Consider the following 20,182-nt stretch of genomic DNA (forward strand, 5'->3'; position numbering starts at 1 on the left):
CCTTCTAATTATCGACTTTCAACACGGCAAGAAACGCTTCTTGAGGCACTTCAACATTGCCTACCTGCTTCATGCGCTTCTTGCCTTCTTTCTGCTTCTGGAGCAGCTTTTTCTTTCGACTGACATCACCGCCGTAGCATTTTGCCGTTACGTTTTTGCGCAGTGCTTTCACGCTGACCCTGGACACCACCTGATTGCCGATGGCTGCCTGAATGGCTATATCGAACATCTGCCGGGGAATCAGCTCTTTCATTTTTTCAATGAGTTGCCGCCCTTTATAATGTGACTGATCTTTATGGACGATCAACGCCAGAGCATCTACGCGCTCTCCGTTTATCAGCACATCAAGACGTACAAGGTTCGCCTGCTGGAAGCGAACAAAGTGATAATCCAGGGAGGCGAAGCCCCGGCTCGCAGATTTGATTCGATCAAAGAAATCGAGCACCACTTCTGCCATCGGCAGCTCATAGGTCAGCTGCACCTGATTGGTCGTAAAGTGCATATTCTTCTGAACGCCCCGCTTCTCTTCACACAGGGCAATAACGTTACCCAAATGCTCTTGCGGCACCAGAATGTTGGCTTCAACAATAGGCTCGCGCATTTCCTCGATCGAGCCTGTATCCGGCAACTTTGAAGGGCTATCCACAGTCAGGGTCTCACCCTGCTTGGTCAGCACTTCGTATATAACTGTCGGCGCGGTGGTGATCAGGTTAATGTCGTATTCACGTTCCAGCCGTTCCTGAATGATTTCCATGTGCAGCATGCCAAGGAAACCACAGCGGAAGCCGAAGCCCAAAGCATCAGAGCTTTCAGGCTCATAGAATAGTGAAGCGTCATTCAGGGTGAGCTTTTCCAGGGCATCACGGAAATCGTTGTAGTCATCCGCACTCACCGGGAACAGGCCAGCATATACCTGAGGCTGAACCTTCTTGAACCCCGGCAGCATTGGCGTTTCTTCAGCGAATTTATGGTGCACGATGGTGTCGCCAACCGGCGCGCCGTGAATATCCTTGATACCGGCAACTACAAAGCCAACTTCACCTGCTTCCAGTATGTTGGTGTCGTGGGGTTTGGGTTTGAAAATCCCTACTTTGTCGGCATTCCAGGCTTTGCCCGTCGACTTGAGAACAATCTTGTCGCCTTTTTTCAGCACGCCCTGAGTAACCCGAACAAGAGAAACAACGCCCAGATAGTTATCGAACCAGGAATCAATAATCAGCGCCTGCAAGGGCGCGGAACGATCACCCTGGGGTGGTGGTATTTTCTTGATAAGGTCTTCAAGAACATCTTCTACGCCCATTCCACTCTTGGCTGAGCAGCGCACGGCATCGGTTGCATCAATACCGATAATGTCTTCTATTTCCGCCGCAACCCGCTCCGGCTCAGCCTGAGGCAAGTCCATCTTGTTCAGAACCGGGACGACTTCCAGGCCCTGCTCGATGGCCGTATAGCAGTTAGCGACCGACTGGGCTTCAACGCCCTGTCCCGCATCTACAACCAACAGCGCGCCTTCACAGGCATACAGTGAGCGCGACACTTCGTAGGAAAAATCCACGTGCCCCGGCGTGTCAATAAGGTTCAGCTTGTAGGTTTCGCCATCCCGGGCCGTGTAGTGCAGCGTAACGCTCTGGGCCTTGATGGTAATGCCCCGCTCCCGTTCCAGATCCATGGAGTCCAGTACTTGTTCGGCCATTTCCCTTTGGGTCAAACCGCCGCATATCTGGATAAAACGGTCAGCAAGGGTAGATTTGCCATGGTCAATGTGGGCAATAATGGAGAAGTTACGGATTCGGCTCAGTTCAGTCACAGACAATGAATACTCATAAAAAGACGAAGGATTGAGCCCGGAGAGGCCAGTAACAGGATCCGGGACCGGCGTGATTTTACCGGTAACCGGCCGGCATTGCCATGATCAGGAAATAACCGGCCGTTCATACTGCCGAACAAGGAAGCCAATCAACGCATCCTCGTCCAGCGGATAACTGAACAGATTACCCTGACACTGAGTACACCCGGCAGATTTCAGGAAACTCAGCTGCTGCGGCGTTTCCACTCCTTCGGCAACCACAGTCAGGTGAAGCTTGTGCGCAAGCGCAATGACCGCAGAGGCCACGTCGGTTGCGCTCACATTGTACGGAATATCGCGAATAAAACGGTGATCTATTTTGATAACGTCAAGCGGCAACTGCTGCAGCGCAACCAGAGAGCAGGAACCCGCCCCAAAATCGTCCAGAATCAGGCACACGCCAAGATCATTGAGCGATACAAGAAGCTCACGCACCGTCCGCGAGTCCTCATTCAACAGCTCCACCGGCATTTCGAGCTCAAGCTTCTCGGGGGAGACGCCTGTTTCTGTAATCACCTGACGAACCATATCGAGGAAGCGCGAATCCGTTACTTGCCTCACGGAAAGGTTAACCGCCATTTTCAGGTCTTCGAAGCCCGCACGCTCCAGGGCCTGAACCTGAATACAGGCCTGACGCAGGGCCATCTCACCCAACCTCACAATCAGGCCGGTTTCCTCAGCCAGCCCTATAAACTGCTGCGCCGATACCAGACCTTTTTCCGGATGATGCCAGCGCAGGAAGGCCTCAACACCGATTACCCGCTCCGTAGCCAGATCTATCTTGGGCTGGTAGTGCAGAACAAACCGCTCTTCTTCCAACGCACTCGCCAGCTCTTCCTGCTGCAGCAAGCGACGGGCAGCTTTGATATTCATTGCAGGAGTGAAGAACTGGTAAGTGTTCCGGCCCATTTCTTTGGCGCGATACATTGCCAGATCGGCAAATTTCATCAAAGTTCCGGGGTCTTCGCTGTCGTGGGGGATCATGGTGACACCAATGCTGACAGTAATCCCCACCTCATGGTCGTTCAGGCGAATCCGCTGGCACAGCCTGCGTAGAATGGTTTCAGCAACCTTGCCGGCTGCCTCGGCGCCACTGATCTGCGACAACAACACCACAAATTCATCACCACCGAGCCTTGCTACAGAGTCCTCTTCTCGCACACAGCCCTCAAGCCAGGTTGCCACCTGGCTCAATAATTCATCACCCGCATCATGTCCAAGAGTGTCATTGATGCGTTTGAAACCATCGAGATCAAGGAACATCAGGGCAGCAGGCTCGCCACTACGGCGGCTCCGATTCACCACGCTATTCAAGCGATCACGAAATAGCTGCCGGTTGGCCAATCCGGTTAGCGGGTCGTAGAACGCCAACCGGTGCAGCTCGGTCTGGGCGGCTTTCAACTGAGTGAGGTCACGGAGGCTGAGAACCACACCATCCACGCCAGGCACGGTCAGCATGGCAGTGTAGGTGCCTTCCATATCGCGCCAGTTGTGTTCTGCATCGTAGATACGTGCCCGGACAACCGGCATCTGCTTGCCCGGCGCCTGAACTGCGTCCTCAAACCCCTGTTTCAACAGCGGCCAGTCGTCTGCATGAACAAGATTCTCCAGTGCCAACGCCTCTATTTCACCGGGGTTAAACCCGAGAATATCGAAGCTGGAGGGGCTGGCATAAAGAGGCTTGCCCGTTTCGTCCATAACCAGGGTTACGTTGGCGGCTCCCTCGGTAATGGCGCGATAACGCCCTTCGCTGATTTGTGCCATAAGGCGGGAACGGATCAATACCAAACCCACGATGAACAGCAGCAGGCTTATCGCAATGCCACTGCCAAGCACGATGCCTGGACGCGGATCAGACGCCAGGTAATCGAATGCAGGAGTTGAGCGGGTTTGCAGAAGCCACTCCCGCCCACCATGGCTTACGGTCTGGCTCATTTCGAAACTGAATTGATCATCCAGAGAGCCGAGGTTCGAGCCGTACATGAGGTTTTCGCGGACCGCCACAGCATTATCGTAAATACGAACATCAAGAAATGGCGAGATAAGACCAACAATGCCATCAAGAAGGTTGTTCATTCGGAAGGCGCTGAACACAAAGCCCGCCAGCATCATGCGCCGCTCAGCCCGTATTTCAGGCACTTCCCCACCCTGATATACCGGGTAATACATAAGGAAGCTGGCCTGGCCCTCTTCCAATTCTTCCTGTATCAATACCACCTTGCCTGTTACCGTGGGAATGGCATTGTCGCGGGACTGCTCCATGGCCTTGCGGTGAACCGGGTCGCTGAAGGCATCGTAGCCAAGGGCTCGCCGGTTGCTTACCGTTCCTGGCTCCAGATACACCATGGGATAGTAAAAAGGCCCCACCCCTAGCGGCTTCACCAAATAGTTGTGCACACCTTCTGCACGCACTGACGCAATGTGGTCCGCCATGTCACGCACTTCAATGCGTTCAACAAAGCCTATGCCCTGGATGCCGGGGTAATAACGATTTATATCTACATTGTGCACGTACTCTTGCCACTGATCGCGGGACACATCACCCGCAACAGCAAAGAGCCCAGCACTGCCGGCCAGAACCTGCTCGTAATTGATCAGACGCTCTTCAATAGCCGTTTTTAATTGCAGTGATTGGGTTCGGAACCTGGCTTCTGTGCGATCTTCAACCAAGCGGATGGAAAACTGCCAAGATACAAGGGTGACAGCAATCGCCACGACTAGAAGCAACCAGGCAAGCCAAGCGTTACGGAGTTTCAGAAGCTGCAGGAGAGGGAGAGCCTTTCTGTTCATCATAATCTGACCTGGTCCATTCCGTGGCCGCACTTATTATTAATGCTCGGCAGTATAACAAAAGCCCCCAGGCCTGTCGTTTTTTACATCAGGTCTGGAGGCTTTCAGTCACAGTATGCGACCCGTCAGATCAATCAGGGTTTCATAACCAGATAAATTGCCCGCCCTTGGCGTACCACACGAACAGAAACCGCACGTCCTTCCGGCAATGCTCTGACCACCTTGCGGAAATCCTCAACCGACGACACCGCTTTCCTGTTGATTTCAGTGATCACGTCCCGGGCGCGAATACCTGCATTGTAAGCCGGGCCTCTGCCAACGTCCGTTACAACAACGCCGCCTGACACACCTATAGAGTCCGCCAGATCCGTTGGCAACGGCTCAACCGTCAACCCCAGTGGCGCAGTCGTCGGATTGCTGTCGGAAGGCGCCGCCTGCTGAGCGCCACGCTCATCGGGCAACTGACCGATTTCCACATCCAGAGTAATTTCCTTCCCACCGCGAAGAACCGTCAGGCGTGCCGACTCTCCTACCGGGGTACGACCTACCATAGGCGGGAGGTCAGACGACAAATGAATGTCCTCACCATCGTATTCAAGAACAATATCACCAGACTGCAAACCGCCAGCCTCGGCCGGCGAACCAGCCATCACCTCAGCAATCAGCGCACCCCTTGGGCGCTTGAGACCAAACGACTCAGCCAAATCGCGATTCACTTCCTGAATCAACACACCCAGCCAGCCCCGGGAAACCACGCCTTTATCGCGAATCTGGCGAAACACACTCATGGCATCATCAATAGGGATAGCAAACGAAACCCCCATAAAGCCACCCGAGCGAGTGTAGATTTGTGAGTTGATACCGATAACCTCACCGTCCATGTTGAACAGCGGGCCACCAGAGTTACCCGGGTTAATGGCCACGTCCGTCTGGATAAATGGCACATAGTTTTCTGACGGCAGTGAACGGCCCAGAGCACTGACAATTCCAGCCGTGACGGTGTAGTCAAAGCCAAACGGTGAGCCTATTGCAAACACCCACTCACCCACTTTGAGATCTTTGGATCGCCCTGTTTTTACGACGGGCAAGTCATCCCCATTCTCGATCTTCAACACGGCCATATCCGAGCGGGGGTCGGTGCCAACCAGTGTTGCTGGCAGCTCACGACGATCATTGAGTCGCACAATAATCTCATCAGCCCCTTCAACCACGTGATTATTGGTCAGCACGTATCCATCAGCAGACACGATAAACCCGGATCCCATAGAGCGACGTGGTTGCGAGCTGCCCGGTGCACCACCAAACGGAGATTGCGGGCTACGGAAGAACTCCTGGAAAAACTCGGGCAGCTGATCGAGCTGGCGCTCATCAAAAGGCATACCGTGAAAACGTGCATTGCCCGCTGCTGGAGTACTGGTAGTACTTATATTGACTACTGCGTCTGCATTTTCTTCAACCAGCTCAGTAAAATCTGGCAAGCTTCGTGCCGCGCCAGGCACACTCCAGACCACCAACACAAAGGCCAGTAGTATCATCAGCACAGAAGCCGGCACCCTCTGAGTGAGTGATGCCGGGGAAAACCGGGTAACTGCTGGTGCATTTCTCAGCATATCAGGATCCCCTGTAAGTCATGTTAGCGAGTCTGTATGTGAAACTACTCCGGCCGGGATACGGTTGATCCGGAGCAGCCTGGGTTCATAGCGACCGGCTTTCCGGTGCTGTAATTTACGGCTTGCATAAAAGCCGGATGCCAGGCCGGCCGCCGCACCGACCATGGAAACAAAATCATTGCCACCGGACACCTGATGACCGGCCACACTGAGAACCACCATAAGCAGTAGCGGAAGCGCATAAACCAGCATCGAGGCTCCCAGGAGCGCATCTTCATCAATACCGAGCGTCACGTCCTGACCAACACAAGCATTCACGGAATTCACAACCCGAACCTGGTTGGCACGCCCACCAGTCGCGGTAGCCAGCAGCTTCTGCCCGCAACCGTTGCGAGCCGAGCAGCTCTGACAGGCACGGGTACGAATGGTTTGAACCCAGGCATACTCACCTGAAAGAGCAACCACTTTGCCTGTCTCGGTAATCACGGCTCTTTCACACCCAGCACAAACGTCTCATCAATCCGCACTGACTCTGCAACCTGACGTGCAGAGGCCGGTGGCAACTCACCGACCACAGTCACTAAAAACATTTTGTTCCCACTTTCCAACTGACGCATATAGACGGTTGTTGCTCCGATACGAGAGGCCCCTGTAGGCATGCTGATCCTGCCGGCAGGTTCAACAAAGACCGAGAATGCTGCCAACCCATCCGAAAATGCAACTGCCTGCCCCTTGCCGGACCCTGGTGCAGCAGCCGGCTCAAATCCTTCCGGCCGCCAGCCCAAATGCCACCCAAGCATACGGGGTGCTTTTGAGGCTCTTCCCTCCGGGTTTGGGCCACCGAGCGTGCGGGAGATCTCTCGACCTTTGGAGCGGATCTCAAACTCACTGTCCGAGATATCCTCAGTAATCTCCAGGCTGGTAAATTGGAAGTGCTCCAACACCTCCCCTTTAGACGTGCGCACGTGGCTTTTTACCAGAAGTCCCGTCGATTTTTCCAGCCAAAGGCTGTGGCTGTACCTGTGCTGATCGTTTGCCGTCAACGCGACAGTAACCACCTCATAACCCGCTACGCGATCCTCGCCTTTCAGCTCGGCAGTGTACCAGCGATTTACGGGGATCAGTTGGTTTGTAAAGGCTTCAGCAAAGGGGCCGGAGGGTATGATTTGATCCAGCTGTACCTTACCCTGTTCCGGAAGCACGCAGACGACTTTCATATCCCGGCGCACAATCTCACCAGTACCGCCGTCCTGCAACACCAGCCGCTCTTCAACTATGCCGTTGTGATAGCGGTGGGCAATTTGCATTGAGTGGACGTTGGCGCCTCTGGCATATACAAACACACCCCGGTAAGAGGTCATATTAAGGGCAGGCCCTAGCTGCTCAAGCCAGCCTGCTGCCGTTTTATCACCTGCAAATGTGTGCACCGGCATGATCACAAATATAAACGCGAGGATGCTTCGCACGGTCAGATCATTCAAACTCAGGCCAAAATAACGGGCTTTGCTCATGGATACCTTCATCACTTGCTATCAATAGCCGCCGCTTGCGCTGACAAGTCGGGCATAGCCCACCGAGCCTTGCCCTGCACCCACACTATTGTGCTGCGCATGTTCCAACAGATAGCGGCTCATGTGCTCCCACTGCTTCTCATCGAGCCCCTGTAAAGCAACCTCCTGAACCGGCCCGGCATTGGTAGACGATTCATTTTCAGGCGCTGCCGTTGCGGCTGCAGACGCCAACGTACCGGGAGCAACCGCATCGGACTCCCAGCCTGTGCCCGCACCAAAGCCAACCAGCAAAGCTGCCGCAACCATGGCCACTGCTGCCGGCCATTGCCAGACTCTCTGTGACTCGCGTTGCCGCACTTCGGCAGGCCTTTGCGGCCTGGCTCGCCCATCGAGCACCTCACGTACGGCGGCACTGACATCAACGCCTTCCGCCGGTGAGCTGCCCCGGTGCATCAAATCATGCACACCTTGCCACCGCTGCCACTGGGCGCAAACATCGGCTTGATTTTCATGGGACAGCAGACGCCGAACCGACAGTTCATCAGCTTCATCGTCCATCATGGCCGACAGCGTTTCTCTGAGACGATCATCCATAGGATGCACCTTCAATTACGTCACCGAATGATTAAGCAAAGGCCCCAAATGCTTGTCAACAGCATCCCTGGCCCGAAAAATACGCGAGCGCACAGTTCCGATAGGACATTCCAGAATCCGTGCTATATCTTCATAACTAAGACCGTCATACTCCCGCAACAAGAATGCTGAACGCAGTTCCTCTGGAAGATTGGCTATGGCATTACTCAGCTCTTTCTGTAACTGCTCTCGCTGAAGCAGGCGTTCGGGCGAGGCAATGTCTCGTAGCCGCCGCCCATCATCAAAGTTCTCGGCCTCCCCTGAATCAGCACTGCCCTGGGGCCTTCGACTACGGGATTCAAGATGGTTTTTCGCGGTGTTCACCGCGATACGATACAGCCAGGTATAAAAGGCGCTGTCCCCGCGGAAGCGGTCAATAGCACGATATGCCTTGATGAACGCTTCCTGGGTAAGATCCATGACTTCCTGGCTGTCATATACATATCGGCTGATAATAGATGCCACCCTTGACTGGTATTTAACTACCAGCAAGTCAAAGGCTCCACGATCCCCGCCCCGGACTTTGCGAACAAGTTGCAGATCGGTCTGGCGGTCTGACTGCTCAGCCTGTTTTTGATCATTTGGGGCCATGGTAGACGTGCCGGTACTCTCCGGTTTCATGGCCAGTATTTCGGCCGATACGAGTTTCTGGTGATTCATACGCTCTATCCGGCGCCCGTTTCAAGAATGGACAACCCTGCCTGTAAGGTCTGTTATCCGTTAGGCCAAATAGACAGCAAGCGTAAAGTTTAGTTCAATACACGTCTACATTATGGCCCGCGACAACGACCCGATGCCACAGTCCCACGAATACGATGTACTTATTATTGGCAGCGGCGCTGCCGGCCTGACCGTTGCTTTAAATCTGCCGGAACACTTGAAGGTCTGTGTTGTGAGCAAGGCCGACATCAGCAGCGGCGCAACACTCTGGGCCCAGGGCGGCATAGCGGCCGTTTTGGATGACCAGGACTGTACCGAAAATCATGTGCAGGACACTCTCGTCGCAGGCGGTGGTCTTTGTAACGAAGACGCCGTGCGCTTCACCGTTGAAAACAGTAAAGAAAGCATAGACTGGCTTATCGGCACCGGCGTTGATTTTACCCGGGATACAGACGCCCAGCTTCACCTCACCCGGGAAGGCGGGCATAGCCACCGGCGTATTATCCACGCCGCTGATGCCACCGGGCACGCTGTATCCACAACCTTGACCGCGCAAGCACAGGCCCGGCACAACATCGAGCTAAAATCAGGGCGTGTTGCGGTTGATCTGATTACCAATCGCAAGCTGGCCCTGCCCGGCAACCGCTGCGTTGGTGCCTACATACTGAATCTTGAAGACAACCACGTGGAACTGTTCCGGGCCCGCTTCACCGTAATTGCAACCGGCGGCGCATCGAAGGCGTACCGATACACCACCAACCCTGACGGTGCGTCCGGAGATGGCATTGCCATGGCCTGGCGGGCAGGCTGCCGCGTGGCTAATATGGAATTTAATCAGTTCCACCCGACCTGCCTGTACCATCCTCACGCCAAATCATTCCTGATTACTGAAGCGGTAAGAGGCGAAGGTGGATTGCTGAAATTGCCTGATGGCTCCCGTTTTATGGATCGCTTCGACAAACGCGGAGAGCTGGCGCCCCGGGACATAGTGGCCCGCGCCATCGACCATGAAATGAAGCGACTGGGTGCCGACCACCTGTACCTGGATATTAGCCACAAATCTGACGATTTCATTCGGCACCACTTTCCTACTATCTACGAGAAATGTCTGGAATTTGGCATCGACATTACGCGCGACCCAATCCCGGTGGTGCCAGCAGCGCACTACACCTGTGGCGGCATTGTCAGTGATCAGCGGGCAAGAACCGATATCAACCAACTGTATGTGGTGGGTGAAGCCGGGTTTACCGGGCTTCATGGCGCCAATCGCATGGCCAGCAACTCACTACTTGAATGCTTGGTGTATGGCCGGGCTGCTGCGGCCGACATTGCACGCCGGGAAGCAGACATTCCGCCCCCGCCAGAAGCTCCGGCATGGGACGAAAGCCAGGTGCGGGATTCCGACGAAGATGTTGTAATCTCCCACAACTGGGATGAGCTACGACATTTTATGTGGGACTACGTGGGCATAGTGAGAACAACCAAACGCCTGCAAAGAGCCAAACACCGGGCTGATCTTTTGTCCGCAGAGATCAGCGAGTTTTACAGCAACTATCGGGTAACCAACGATCTTCTGGAATTGCGCAACCTGGTAACCATATCGGATCTGATCATCTGCTCAGCCCTGCAACGCAAAGAAAGCCGAGGCCTGCACTACACGCTGGATTACCCAGGACTACTGCCAGAAGCCCGTGATACCGTGCTCATACCAACCACTTACAGAACCCCTTCGCCGTAAGGGGGATGACCAAGAGATTAATTATGCAAGACACCCGAAGCACTTCTGACAGCCCCAAGTTCAAACGCCTATGGTGGCACAGTCGCCGCGGTATGCTGGAGTTGGATGTCCTGCTGCTTCCCTTTCTGGAAGAGGCTTATCTGGACCTTGATGAAGAGGATCAGAAGCGCTACGAGAAGCTCCTGACGTGTGAAGACACCGATATGTTCGAGTGGTTCATGCAGCGCAGCCGCCCAGACGACGCAGATCTGCAGCGCATCGTTGACATCATTCTCTCCCGTGTCCAGCCGGATTGACCTGACGCTGTCACCCAGCGTTGCGACTGGTTGCCTGGCCGCCACGCCTTGGCTGGTAGCCAGCGCCTTCGTACTCATTGCCGCTACTGCCGGCAAAAGCTGGTTGTACGCGCTAGCGCCACTGACCCTCGCGGGCGCTGTATTCCAGTACCGCCTCAATGGCCTGCTGATAGGGCCTTCTGCGGTTCTTGGACTGTACCTGGAAAACAACACGCTCTACGCGCGACTCGGCAGCGGGCAAGCCGAAGCTGTGAGTGCGTGCCGCTCAAGCCGTCTAAGCTCCAAGCTGGCGCTCTTGAAACTACAGCCTGTCGCCTCCAAATCTTCTTCATATCCGGTTGTGATACTCTCGGGCCAACGGATTACCGGTAACCTGCCCGAAGAGCAATTTCGTCGCCTGAGATTGTGGCTCAGACTGGGCCGCACTCAACATTCCTTTGACTAGCATTCTGCCCGGAGTTTTTCCATGACTGGTACAGAAACACCTGTTTCAGCCACGCCTGTTTACGCATCTGCCGAAGTACCTCTGCCAACCTCAGGCCGCATCCTGCTGTCCAATCGTGTGTTGGTTCGTATATCCGGACCAGGCACCGACAAATTCCTGCAGGGGCAGTTGAGCCAGGACCTAGGTGACGTCAAAACGGGCTTCTCGCCTCGCGCAGCAGGCGCTACTCCAAAAGGCCGGGCATACTGCCTGACTCGACTGGTACGCGATGGTGACGACGTGCTCATGGACCTACCTTCCGAGCTGGCAGAAGCAACCATGGCACACCTGCGCAAATACATGATGCTGTTCCGTGGAACCACCATGACCGAGCACACCGGCGGAAGAATCACCGGGCTGCTGGGTACTGATGCCGCCTCACGCCTTGCAGGCGAGCAACTGAACAGCCTGGAAGCTGCAGGGGACACCCTTGCGCTGGATTGCGGGTTGCTGATTCGCACAGAAAACACAGCAGACGGCGTATCTCGTTATGAACTGTGGCAAGCCAGCGCAAGTGATGTAGATCTGGGCAACATTCCTGAGAAGACCCTTTCCGACTGGCAAGCCTCGGAAATTGCTGCGGGCGTGCCCATGCTGAGCACAGCTTCCAGCGAGGCCTATGTGCCGCAAATGCTGAATTGGCAGCATCTGGGCGGTGTGCATTTCAAGAAAGGCTGCTACACCGGTCAGGAAATTATCGCCAGAATGCATTTTCTCGGACAACTTAAAAAAAGCCTGTTTCGCTTCCGTATTGCGGAGGCCAGCTCGCTACCTGCACCGGGAACCTCAATCATGGCGGGCGAGCGATCAGTAGGAGAAATCGTCAACGCAGTGGGCTTTACTGACGGCTCTTGCGAACTGCTTGCCGTGATTCGGCACGACGCAGCGAACAGCGAACTCTTAGCAGAAGGCCTGCCACAAGCGGTTCTGGAGCAAAGACCGCTGCCTTATTCCGTTACCGAGCGCGAGGGAAGTGAACCAAAGGATACATAAGTTGACAGGCAAGACTGTCGAAATTTGCTATAAATAGGGTTTAAACTTCTGGCCTTCAGATTGCCCACCCCACAAGGTAACGGGCGATCTGAACTGACAAGCGGATCCATACGAAACCATGTCAAACATTGCTGAAACCATCAAAGCGGATCTTATTACCGCGATCGAAGAAGACAAGCTCTTACTCCCAACACTGCCGGAAGCTGCGCTTCAGGTGAGGGAAATTGCCGAGTCCGAAGACTCTGCCATCGCAGATCTGGTAAAGGTCATCAGCAATGACACCGCCCTCTCTGCCCGCATCATTCGCGTATGTAACAGCCCTCTCTTCAGAGGCAATCGTGCGATAGAGAACCTGAACATGGCTGTGAGCCGCCTCGGCATGGCTTACACAAGCAGCCTGGCCATGGGCCTGGCGATGCAGCAGATGTTCCAGGCGACCTCCGACATGATCGACAAGCGCTTGCGCGCTACCTGGCAAGCGAGCACCGAAGTAGCCGGCATTTGTCATGTACTTGCCCAGCACTACACGAAACTGAAACCGGACCAGGCTACCTTGGCCGGGCTGGTTCACCTGATTGGTGTGCTACCCATTTTGCGCTATGTGGAAGATGAGGACATACAAATCAGTGGCGCCATGCTCGACAGCGTTATTGAAGAATTGCACCCTAGAATCGGCGCAGCCATTCTGAAAAAGTGGGACTTCCCGAAGGATCTGGTGAATGTTCCTCTGGAATTCGCCAAATTCCAGAGAGAAGTACCTTCAGCCGACTACGCCGACCTGGTTATGATCGCTAACTTGCAGCTTATTTCAGGGTCGGAGCATCCTTGGGCACAGATGGACTGGACTGCCATTTCAGCGTTTGACCGCCTGGGCCTGGACCCGAACATCGACATGAGCGAAGAAGAAGACCTTAACGCTCAGATGGAAGCGGCGATGGCGTTGCTTCAATAACCCGCATCCAAATCTTCTTCCGAAGGTAGCGCCCAACGTACTGGCGAACGCCCTTGCTCCCGGAGCCAGTCATTGGCCCGGGAGAAATGCTTGCAACCAAAGAACCCACGGTAAGAACTGAGCGGTGACGGGTGCGGCCCTTCGAGCACAAGATGCCGACTGCGATCAATGTGCTGACCCTTCTTTCGGGCATAACTGCCCCAAAGCAGAAATACCACACCTTCGCATTCACGATTTACCGTTTCAATCACCCGGTCGGTAAACGTCTCCCAACCTTTCCCCTGATGGGCGCCAGCCTGCCCCTGAGCAACCGTAAGTACGCTGTTGAGCAATAATACACCCTGCTCTGCCCAAGGCTGAAGGCAACCGTGATCTGGTGGCTCAATGCCGAGATCCGTCTGCATTTCCTTGAATATATTCACCAGAGAAGGTGGTGTACGAACCCCCGGCCTCACAGAAAACGATAAACCGTTGGCCTGGCCGGGGCCGTGATAGGGATCTTGCCCCAGAATGACAACACGCACCTGGTCCAGAGGCGTGCTGTTAAGGGCATTAAAGCAGTGTTTTCTGTCCGGGAAGAGAACCTTGCCGGCGCTTTCTTCTTCGGCGAGAAATTCCGCCAGCGCCTGCATGTAGGGCTGACGGAATTCGCCTGTAAGATGTTCTTTCCAGCCCCGGTCGGGCCTGAGTGTGTTTGCCAGTGCCTCAACCGGGTGCATGGTTATTCCTCGTCTTTTGAACTCTCAGCTTTGTGCTCAGGGCGCATGGCCGGGAACAGGATTACGTCGCGAATGGACGGCGAGTTGGTCAGCAGCATGGCCAGCCGGTCAATGCCGATGCCCTCACCCGCCGTCGGCGGCAAGCCGTATTCCAGTGCCATCACGTAGTCTTCGTCGTAGAACATGGCTTCGTCGTCGCCGGCATCTTTCTCGGCAACCTGCGCCCGGAAGCGCTCGGCTTGATCTTCCGCGTCGTTAAGCTCGGAGAAGCCGTTGGCAATTTCACGGCCACCCACAAAGAACTCAAAACGTTCGGTCACAAACGGGTTGCTGTCCTTGCTGCGCGCCAGCGGTGACACTTCTTTCGGGTATTCAGTAATAAACGTTGGCTGCATCAGGCGGTGTTCTGCCGTTGCTTCGAAAATTTCGATTTGAACCCTGCCCAAGCCCCAACCGGATTTCACATGAATGCCCAGGTCTTTTGCTACCTGACGCGCAGACGCCTCATCCGCCAACTGCTCGGCGGTTACATCCGGAGCGTAACGCAGGATGGCATCCACAACGGTCAAGCGCTCGAAGGACTTGCCGAAGTCGTATTCGATGCGCTCTTCAGTGCCGTCGGCCAGCATACGTGTGTTCACTACAGTGGTGCTGCCCAGAACATTCTGCGCGATGGTGCGCAGCATGTCCTCGGTAAGGTCCATCAGGTCGTTGTAATCGGCATAGGCCTGATAGAACTCGACCATGGTAAATTCGGGGTTATGGCGGGTTGAAAGACCTTCGTTCCGAAAGTTCCGGTTAATCTCGAACACCCGCTCAAAGCCACCCACAACCAGCCGCTTGAGGTACAGTTCCGGAGCAATGCGCAGGTACATATCCATACCCAGTGCGTTGTGATGGGTAACGAACGGCCGCGCAGTGGCGCCACCTGGAATCACCTGCAGCATGGGCGTTTCCACCTCGATGAAATCCCGATCTGCGAAAAACTGGCGCATGGAGGTGATGATTTTCGAGCGCGCAAGGAACACCCGACGGCTGTCTTCGTTAACCATCAAATCCACATAACGGTGGCGGTAGCGTGATTCAGTATCGGTCAGGCCTTTATGCTTCTCGGGCAACGGTCGCAGAGACTTGGTGAGCAACACATACTCATCCATAGCCACATAGAGATCGCCTTTACCTGATTTGCACAAGGTACCGCGCACACCAACAATGTCTCCCAGATCCCAGTGCTTGGTATCTTTTTGCACATCTTTGGTGGCATAAATCTGAATGCGGCCCGTCATGTCCTGAACCACCTTGAATGCCTTGCGATCCAGCATCATGCGGCCTGCAATAGCCACCTGTATACCTAGAGTCTCAAGCTCTTCCTTACCATGATCGCCGTATTTTGCCTGCAGCTCGGCGGCGGTGGCGTCACGACGGAAGTCGTTAGGGAACGGATTGCCATTTTCACGAAGCTCGGCCAGCTTGGCGCGACGCTCGGCAATCAGCTTGTTGTCCTCTTGGGGGGCATTCTTGGCGTGTTCAGTCATGTTGGCTCACTAAAAATCAGGGGTGTCCGGAGTTGGCTTGGCAATGGCGCTGATTACAGCGCCATCTTCAGGCTGGCTTCAATGAACTTATCAATATCACCATCCAACACCGATTGAGTGTTGCTGGTTTCAATTTTGGTACGCAAATCCTTAATACGACCATCGTCCAGCACGTAGGAGCGAATCTGACTGCCCCATCCAATATCGGACTTTGCGTCTTCTGCTTTCTGTTTCTCGGCGTTGCGTGCCTGCATCTCATGCTCATACAGCTTGGCCTTCAGCTGCTTCATCGCCTGATCTTTGTTCTGATGCTGGCTTCGGCCGGCCTGACAGGCAACAACAATGCCGGTCGGGTTGTGGGTCAAACGTACCGCAGATTCTGTTCGGTTAACGTGCTGACCACCCGCACCAGAGGCACGGTAAACATCCACCCGCAAATCTGCCGGGTTGATCTCAATCTCGAAACTGTCATCCACTTCCGGAGTAACAACCACCGACGAGAAAGACGTATGACGACGGTTACCTGAGTCAAAAGGCGACTTGCGAACCAGACGATGAACACCGGTCTCCGTGCGCGCCCAGCCGAACGCATACTCGCCCTGAATGTGAACGGTGGCACTTTTCACGCCTGCCACTTCACCTTCCTGAAGCTCTACAATCTCAGTCTTGAAACCCCGGCTCTCGGCCCAGCGCAGGTACATGCGCAGAAGCATATTAGCCCAGTCCTGAGCCTCAGTTCCGCCCGACCCTGCCTGAATTTCCAGATAGGCGTTGTTGGGGTCCATCTCACCGGAAAACATCCGGCGGAATTCAAGCTTTTCAAGCTCGGCTTCCAGAGCTTCAAGATCCGACACAATCTCATCAACCGTGTCGGCATCATCTTCCTCAACAGCCATTTCCAGCAGGCCTTCTGCATCAGAAAGGCCGGATGTGAGGTTATCGATGGTGCTAACAATCAAATCAAGATCAGAACGCTCCTTGCCCAACGCTTGGGCGCGCTCAGGATCATCCCACACGGTGGGCATTTCCAATTCACGTTCTACTTCGACCAGCCGCTCACTACGCTGATCGTAGTCAAAGATACCCCCTGAGCGTCTCAGTACGCTCACGAAGCTCTTTAATCTTCGTCACAATGGGATTAACTTCCATAAGACCAATACTCAATGTTGGAAAATGATGCGTAAAACAGACGCGGGATTCTACCGGAATTCCAGCTGTAAATCAGCCGTGGGAAACCGAACTTCGGCATGGGTGCAAGCAGGCAGGCAAAGCTAAGAAAGCGGCTCCAGATAATCCACCAAAAGCTGCAAATTAGTCCGCCCACGAAACGTATTCGAATCTGGCTTATAAACCACCCGAGCCCCGGTGCGCGTGTAATCAGGCACCTCCGGCCCGGTATTAAACGCAATACCGTCAATGATGCCGCTACCATCCACCGGCTGCAAAACCAACTTCAAATGATTTTCGCCAACAATACGCTGGCTTACCACCCGGAACTCGCCATCAAAAAGCGGCTCCGGGAAATGCTGCCCCCAAGGGCCGGCGCGCTTCAACAAGGCTGCAGTTTCCAGCGACAACTCATCAGCACTCAATGGCCCATCAGTAGTGATGGCTGCCTCAAGGTCTTCTGCAGTCAAAGTATCCCGCACAGCCTGATCAAAAGCATCGGAGAAAGTATCAAGATCGCTCTGTGCCAGTGTCATACCAGCCGCCATAGCGTGGCCACCGTATTTGTGCATCACACCAGGATGACGGGCATCCACAACCGCCAGAACATCACGGATATGCAAGCCCGGAATTGAACGGGCGGAGCCCTTTATATCCACGCCGTTTTCGTCTGGGGCAAAAGCTATGGTAGGCCGATGGGTCTGCTCACGGATTCGGGCCGCAAGAATCCCGATTACGCCCTGGTGCCAATCCTTATCAAACAACGCTAAACCCCAGGGTAACCCTTCCAGATCCAGCGACATGGAGGCCAGCAAATCCTGAGCCTGGGTTTTCATGTCTTTTTCAATGGTGCGCCGCTCACGGTTGAACGTATCCAGTTCACGGGCAAGGCGCCGCGCTTCATCCGGGCTGCCAGCCAACAGACAGGCTATGCCAACGCTCATATCATCCAGCCGGCCTGCGGCATTGAGGCGCGGGCCAACCACGAAGCCCAAATCGGTTGAGCTGATGTTACCGTGTTCGCGGCCAGCCACTTCCAGCAACGCGAGTATTCCCGGACGAGCTTCGCCCTGTCGGATGCGGCGCAGACCCTGCTCGACAAAGATACGATTGTTGTGATCCAGCGGTACAACATCAGCCACTGTACCCAAGGCCACCAAATCCAGAAGGTTGCCCAGATTGGGCTCTGGCTGCGGCAGCCGGCCAGCGTCTCTCAGCTTTTTGCGCAGAGCCGTGAGCACATAAAACATCACACCTACACCGGCGGCATTTTTGCTCAGGAAGGCACAGCCGGGCTGATTGGGATTCACGATGGCGTCGGCATCCGGCAGCCTTTCACCCGCAAGGTGATGGTCCGTAACCACCACCTTAATGCCCAGTTTCTTCGCTGCGCTTACCCCTTCGATCGCAGAAATACCGTTGTCTACCGTCACCAAAAGATCGGGCAACTCGCCCTCATCTTGCAGGCGTTCAATGATTCCCGGAGTCAAACCGTAGCCATCTGCAAAGCGGCTTGGCACCCGAAAATCTATACTTTTCAGCCCGAGCATGGAGAGACCAAGCATCGCGACAGCGGTGCTGGTAGCTCCATCGGCATCAAAATCCCCGAGTACCAGTACTCGCTGATTCTGCGCGATGGCGTCTGCCAGCAGTTCTACCGCTCGATCAATACCGCGTAACTCAAATGGCGAGGCCAGATGTTTAAGGGTATAGCTTAGCTGTGCATCGGAGGTTACACCCCGCGCAGAGTACAAACGGCGGAGTATGGGAGGGAGATCTTGCCCCCAGCCTGGAGTATTGTCCGGCTGGGGGCGACGCAGGATCTTTTTTGGTGTCATACCGTATCAGGCATTCTTCCAGTGTTTAGCTATGAAATCCTGCACGCCGGCGCGGTCATTATCAAGCACTGTGTAGCGCTCTTCCCGCTCAAACAGATCGGCCATATGGGCAGGCAGTTCAGGCTTAACCGTAAGACCGGATTCAGTAATGGCATCCGGGAACTTGGCCGGGTGGGCAGTACCAAGGGTAATCATTGGTATCTCAACATCCCGGCGACAGGTTCTGGCTGCGCGTACGCCAATGGCGGTGTGTGGGTCCAGAAGGTATTCATTCTGTTCGTACACTTCACGAATGGTGGCGCACGTAGCCTTATCATCAACCGCGGCGCTATCGAACAGCTTGCGAGCCTGCTTCCAGCGGTAATCTTCAATGCTGACCGGACCTTTGGCTGCGTTTTCCAGCAATTCTTTCACAGCCAGCCCATCGCGACCATGGAGATCAAACAGCAAGCGCTCAAAGTTGCTCGAAACCATAATGTCCATGCTTGGCGACAGCGTATGCTCAAGCTGATGCTGCTCGTATTTATTGCCACTCATGAAGCGATGAAGAATGTCGTTCCGGTTGGTAGCAATAACCAGCTGCGAAATCGGCAAGCCCATTTTCTTGGCAAGATAGCCCGCGAAGATATCGCCGAAGTTCCCGGTAGGTACAGAAAACGCCATGCTGCGATCCGGGCCACCAAGGGCCAGGGATGCATGGAAGTAATAAACAATCTGAGCCATGATCCGGGCCCAGTTGATAGAGTTAACCGCGGCCAACCTGGCCTTGCCACCAAGGAAAGACTGGTCGCCGAAGCTCTCTTTCACCATGCGCTGACAGTCATCAAAATTGCCCTTGATGGCAATATTGTGAACGTTGTCCCCCAGGACCGTTGTCATCTGACGGCGCTGCACTTCCGACACACGCTGGTATGGGTGCAGGATGAAGATATCCACGTGCTCGCAGTGGCGGCAGCCTTCAATAGCGGCAGACCCCGTATCGCCAGAAGTCGCGCCCATAATTACAGCGTGCTCCTGACGTTTTTCCAGTACGTAGTCCAGCAAGCGGCCCAGCAATTGAAGTGCGAAATCCTTGAATGCCAAGGTTGGTCCGCGGAACAGCTCCATCACCCACTCATTGGCATCAAGCTGAACCAATGGGGCGACCGCCTTATGGGCAAACGCTGCGTATGTCTCATCCAGCATCCGCCGGAATTCAGCCTCGGGGATGGCTTCTTCCACAAACGGGTACATGATATTGAATGCGAGCTGGGTGTAAGGAAGTCCACGCCAACAGCGAATTTCTTCCAGGCTGAAGTGTGGGAGCGCCTCGGGCACATAAAGCCCACCATCGGGAGCCAGCCCTGTTAATAGAACGTCTTCAAAGCCCAGTGCGGGTGCTTCTCCCCGCGTACTGATGTATCTCACGTG

At 54.7% G+C, this 20,182-nt stretch carries 17 protein-coding genes; 5 read left to right on the forward strand and 12 right to left on the reverse strand.

The features are described 5' to 3' along the window. Positions 1–4: 4 nt before the first annotated feature. The 7 genes from lepA to rpoE all read right to left on the reverse strand — a co-directional run bounded on the left by lepA (position 5) and on the right by rpoE (position 8,981). Entirely contained in the window at positions 5–1,807 is a 1,803-nt protein-coding gene (lepA, locus tag RG807_RS09975; RefSeq protein ID WP_309044791.1) for a translation elongation factor 4, read from the reverse strand. Between the two features lie 105 nt (positions 1,808–1,912). Continuing rightward, on the reverse strand, positions 1,913–4,639 hold the full coding sequence (locus RG807_RS09980) for a bifunctional diguanylate cyclase/phosphodiesterase (protein WP_309044792.1): 2,727 nt from the start codon (positions 4,637–4,639) through the stop codon (positions 1,913–1,915). Positions 4,640–4,770: 131 nt separating this feature from the next. Next, positions 4,771–6,171 carry a DegQ family serine endoprotease gene (locus RG807_RS09985; protein ID WP_309044938.1) on the reverse strand — a complete coding sequence of 467 codons (1,401 nt, stop codon included), beginning with the start codon at positions 6,169–6,171 and terminating at the stop codon, positions 4,771–4,773. 93 nt (positions 6,172–6,264) lie between these two features. Continuing rightward, on the reverse strand, positions 6,265–6,732 hold the full coding sequence (locus tag RG807_RS09990) for a SoxR reducing system RseC family protein (protein ID WP_309044793.1): 468 nt from the start codon (positions 6,730–6,732) through the stop codon (positions 6,265–6,267). Next, positions 6,729–7,679 (reverse strand): MucB/RseB C-terminal domain-containing protein, encoded by a 951-nt coding sequence (locus RG807_RS09995; protein ID WP_309044939.1) that lies wholly within the window; start codon positions 7,677–7,679, stop codon positions 6,729–6,731. Before RG807_RS09995 ends, RG807_RS09990 begins: the two co-directional genes overlap by 4 nt. 99 nt (positions 7,680–7,778) lie before the next feature. Further along, positions 7,779–8,351, reverse strand: a complete 573-nt coding sequence (locus tag RG807_RS10000; RefSeq protein WP_309044794.1) for an RseA family anti-sigma factor — start codon at positions 8,349–8,351, stop codon at positions 7,779–7,781. A 15-nt stretch (positions 8,352–8,366) separates the two neighbouring features. Then, positions 8,367–8,981: an RNA polymerase sigma factor RpoE gene (gene rpoE / locus RG807_RS10005; protein WP_494337498.1), complete on the reverse strand. Its 615-nt coding sequence runs from the start codon at positions 8,979–8,981 to the stop codon at positions 8,367–8,369. Between the two features lie 202 nt (positions 8,982–9,183). Between rpoE and nadB the strand changes: the two genes are divergently transcribed. The 5 genes from nadB to RG807_RS10030 all read left to right on the forward strand — a co-directional run bounded on the left by nadB (position 9,184) and on the right by RG807_RS10030 (position 13,513). Next, positions 9,184–10,788 carry an L-aspartate oxidase gene (gene nadB / locus RG807_RS10010; RefSeq protein WP_309044940.1) on the forward strand — a complete coding sequence of 535 codons (1,605 nt, stop codon included), beginning with the start codon at positions 9,184–9,186 and terminating at the stop codon, positions 10,786–10,788. A 23-nt stretch (positions 10,789–10,811) separates the two neighbouring features. After that, positions 10,812–11,084, forward strand: coding sequence for an FAD assembly factor SdhE (locus RG807_RS10015; protein WP_309044796.1), 273 nt, complete (start codon positions 10,812–10,814; stop codon positions 11,082–11,084). After that, positions 11,050–11,529, forward strand: a complete 480-nt coding sequence (locus RG807_RS10020; protein WP_309044797.1) for a hypothetical protein — start codon at positions 11,050–11,052, stop codon at positions 11,527–11,529. Before RG807_RS10015 ends, RG807_RS10020 begins: the two co-directional genes overlap by 35 nt. Before the next feature lie 21 nt (positions 11,530–11,550). Beyond that, complete coding sequence (ygfZ, locus tag RG807_RS10025; RefSeq protein WP_309044798.1) at positions 11,551–12,561, forward strand: CAF17-like 4Fe-4S cluster assembly/insertion protein YgfZ; 1,011 nt, start codon at positions 11,551–11,553, stop codon at positions 12,559–12,561. Between the two features lie 118 nt (positions 12,562–12,679). Beyond that, the gene (locus tag RG807_RS10030; RefSeq protein WP_309044799.1) at positions 12,680–13,513 is read left to right on the forward strand and encodes an HDOD domain-containing protein; all 834 of its coding nucleotides are present in this window, start codon (positions 12,680–12,682) and stop codon (positions 13,511–13,513) included. On the opposite strand, the gene ung is transcribed toward RG807_RS10030, so the two are convergent. The 5 genes from ung to thrC form a co-directional block, all read right to left on the reverse strand. Further along, positions 13,507–14,232: a uracil-DNA glycosylase gene (gene ung / locus RG807_RS10035; protein ID WP_309044800.1), complete on the reverse strand. Its 726-nt coding sequence runs from the start codon at positions 14,230–14,232 to the stop codon at positions 13,507–13,509. The genes RG807_RS10030 and ung overlap by 7 nt on opposite strands. A 2-nt stretch (positions 14,233–14,234) precedes the next feature. After that, a complete protein-coding gene (lysS, locus tag RG807_RS10040) occupies positions 14,235–15,767 on the reverse strand; it encodes a lysine--tRNA ligase (RefSeq protein ID WP_309044801.1) in 1,533 nt (510 codons plus the stop codon). Positions 15,768–15,820: 53 nt separating this feature from the next. After that, positions 15,821–16,916 (reverse strand): peptide chain release factor 2 gene (gene prfB, locus RG807_RS10045; RefSeq protein ID WP_200201913.1). Its coding sequence is split into 2 segments (ribosomal slippage): positions 15,821–16,843 and positions 16,845–16,916, totalling 1,095 coding nucleotides; the frame shifts between segments, so codons are not numbered across the junction. A 122-nt stretch (positions 16,917–17,038) separates the two neighbouring features. Next, positions 17,039–18,772, reverse strand: a complete 1,734-nt coding sequence (recJ, locus tag RG807_RS10050) for a single-stranded-DNA-specific exonuclease RecJ (protein ID WP_309044802.1) — start codon at positions 18,770–18,772, stop codon at positions 17,039–17,041. Positions 18,773–18,778: 6 nt separating this feature from the next. Then, positions 18,779–20,179 (reverse strand): threonine synthase, encoded by a 1,401-nt coding sequence (gene thrC, locus RG807_RS10055; RefSeq protein ID WP_309044803.1) that lies wholly within the window; start codon positions 20,177–20,179, stop codon positions 18,779–18,781. Between the last annotated feature and the right edge of the window lie 3 nt (positions 20,180–20,182).

Source organism: Marinobacter sediminicola (assembly GCF_031157525.1).
Taxonomy (GTDB): domain Bacteria; phylum Pseudomonadota; class Gammaproteobacteria; order Pseudomonadales; family Oleiphilaceae; genus Marinobacter; species Marinobacter sediminicola.